General features: G+C 46.6%; 1 protein-coding gene. It reads right to left on the bottom strand.

Going from position 1 to position 2,802, the window contains the following annotated elements:
* Positions 1–2,802, bottom strand: a 2,802-nt coding sequence (locus tag QOS03_RS09000; protein ID WP_283576176.1) for a hypothetical protein, incomplete at both ends; no start/stop codon positions are given.

Here is a 2,802-nt window from a genome sequence, read left to right as displayed (position 1 = left end):
ATCAGCCAGCGAAAGTGAATCTGAATCGGCATCTGAGTCAGCAAGTGAATCAGAAAGTGAATCCGAGTCGGAATCAGCCAGCGAAAGTGAATCTGAATCGACATCCGAGTCCGAATCAGAATCAGCCAGCGAAAGTGAATCTGAATCGGCATCTGAGTCAGCAAGTGAATCAGAAAGTGAATCCGAGTCGGAATCAGAATCAGCCAGCGAAAGTGAATCTGAATCGACATCCGAGTCAGCAAGTGAATCGACTTCGACGAGTGAATCTGAGTCTGTCAGTGAATCCGAGTCTGAAAGCACTTCGACGAGTGAAAGTGAATCGGAGTCCACGTCCGAGTCTGAAAGTGCTTCAACAAGTGAGAGCGAATCAGCCAGCGAATCCGAATCAACTTCTGAATCTGAGAGTGCGTCTGAATCTGCTAGCGAGTCTGAATCTACATCCGAGTCTGAAAGCACCTCAACGAGTGAGAGTGAATCAGCCAGTGAATCGGAATCTACTTCAGAATCTGAGAGTACGTCTGAATCAACCAGTGAATCAGAGTCCACGTCCGAGTCTGAAAGTGCCTCAACAAGTGAGAGCGAATCAGCCAGTGAATCGGAATCTACTTCAGAATCTGAGAGTACGTCTGAATCAACCAGTGAATCAGAATCTACATCCGAGTCTGAAAGTGCTTCAACAAGTGAGAGCGAATCAGCCAGCGAATCGGAATCTACTTCAGAATCTGAGAGTGCGTCTGAATCTGCTAGTGAATCGGAATCTACATCCAAGTCTGAGAGCACCTCAACGAGTGAGAGTGAATCAGCCAGTGAATCCAAATCAACTTCGGAATCAGAGAGTACGTCTGAATCAGCCAGTGAATCCGAATCTGCTAGCGAATCGGAATCTACATCCGAGTCCGAAAGTACTTCAACAAGTGAGAGCGAGTCGGTAAGTGAATCGGAATCTACATCCGAATCAGAAAGTACTTCGACGAGTGAGAGTGAATCAGAGTCCACATCCGAGTCTGAAAGCACCTCAACGAGTGAGAGTGAATCAGCCAGTGAATCCGAATCAACTTCAGAATCAGAGAGTACGTCTGAATCAACCAGTGAATCGGAATCTGCATCCGAGTCTGAAAGTACCTCAACGAGTGAGAGTGAATCAGAGTCCACTTCAGAGTCCGAAAGTGCTTCAACAAGTGAGAGCGAGTCGGTAAGTGAATCCGAATCTGCTTCAGAATCTGAGAGTACGTCTGAATCTGCTAGCGAATCGGAGTCCACATCCGAGTCTGAAAGCATCTCAACGAGTGAGAGTGAATCAGAGTCCACTTCAGAGTCCGAAAGTACCTCAACAAGTGACAGTGAATCGGTAAGTGAATCCGAATCAACTTCAGAATCAGAGAGTACGTCCGAATCAACCAGCGAATCGGAGTCCACTTCCGAGTCTGAAAGCACCTCAACGAGTGAGAGTGAATCAGCCAGTGAATCCGAATCTGCTTCAGAATCTGAGAGTACGTCTGAATCTGCTAGCGAATCGGAGTCCACATCCGAGTCTGAAAGCATCTCAACGAGTGAGAGTGAATCAGCCAGTGAATCCGAATCAACTTCAGAATCTGAGAGTACGTCTGAATCAACCAGTGAATCGGAATCAGCTTCAGAATCTGAGAGTACGTCTGAATCAACCAGCGAATCGGAATCTACATCCGAGTCTGAAAGTACCTCAACGAGTGAGAGTGAATCAGCCAGTGAATCGGAATCTACATCCGAATCAGAAAGTGCTTCAACAAGTGAGAGTGAGTCGGTAAGTGAATCTGAATCAACTTCAGAATCAGAAAGTACCTCAATGAGCGAGAGTGAATCAACTAGTGACTCTGAATCTATTTCTGAATCTGAGAGTACGTCTGAATCAACTAGTGAATCGGAATCTACATCTGAGTCTGAAAGCACCTCAACGAGTGAGAGTGAATCGGAGTCCACGTCCGAGTCTGAAAGTGCTTCAACAAGTGAGAGCGAGTCGGTAAGTGAATCTGAATCCACGTCCGAGTCTGAAAGCACTTCAACAAGTGAGAGTGAGTCGGTAAGTGAATCCGAATCAACTTCAGAATCTGAGAGTACGTCTGAATCAACCAGTGAATCGGAATCTACATCAGAGTCTGAAAGCACCGCGACGAGTGAAAGTGAATCAGAGTCCACATCCGAATCAGAAAGTACTTCAACAAGTGAGAGCGAATCAGCCAGCGAATCTGAATCCACATCCGAGTCTGAAAGCACTTCAACAAGTGAGAGCGAATCAGCCAGCGAATCCGAATCAACTTCAGAATCTGAGAGTGCGTCTGAATCTGCTAGTGAATCGGAATCTACATCCGAGTCTGAAAGCACCTCGACGAGTGAAAGTGAATCAGAGTCCACGTCCGAGTCTGAAAGTGCTTCAACAAGTGAGAGCGAATCAGCCAGCGAATCTGAATCTATTTCTGAATCAGAAAGCACTTCAACGAGTGAGAGTGAATCAGCCAGCGAATCTGAATCCACATCCGAATCTGGCAGTGAGTCAGTAAGTGAAGAAAACTCCACATCACTCAGTACGTCAACGTCAGAGGTAAACTCGACTTCGACAAATGAATCAATTGCCAATAGCACGTCAGCATCCGAAGCTGGCAGTGAGTCAGTAAGTGAAGAATCGGTCTCAATGAGCAACTCTACTTCGACGAGTGAAGCGTCAGCCTCAATGAGCAACTCTACTTCGACGAGTGAAGAGTCAGCCTCAATGAGCAACTCTACTTCGACGAGTGAAGAGTCAGCCTCCATGAGTAACTCGGCATCGAG

The organism is Limosilactobacillus pulli, from assembly GCF_947381555.1.
Lineage (GTDB): Bacteria > Bacillota > Bacilli > Lactobacillales > Lactobacillaceae > Limosilactobacillus > Limosilactobacillus pulli.
The sequence above is the reverse complement of the archived record's forward strand: the minus strand, read 5'-3'. Positions and strand labels throughout refer to the sequence as shown.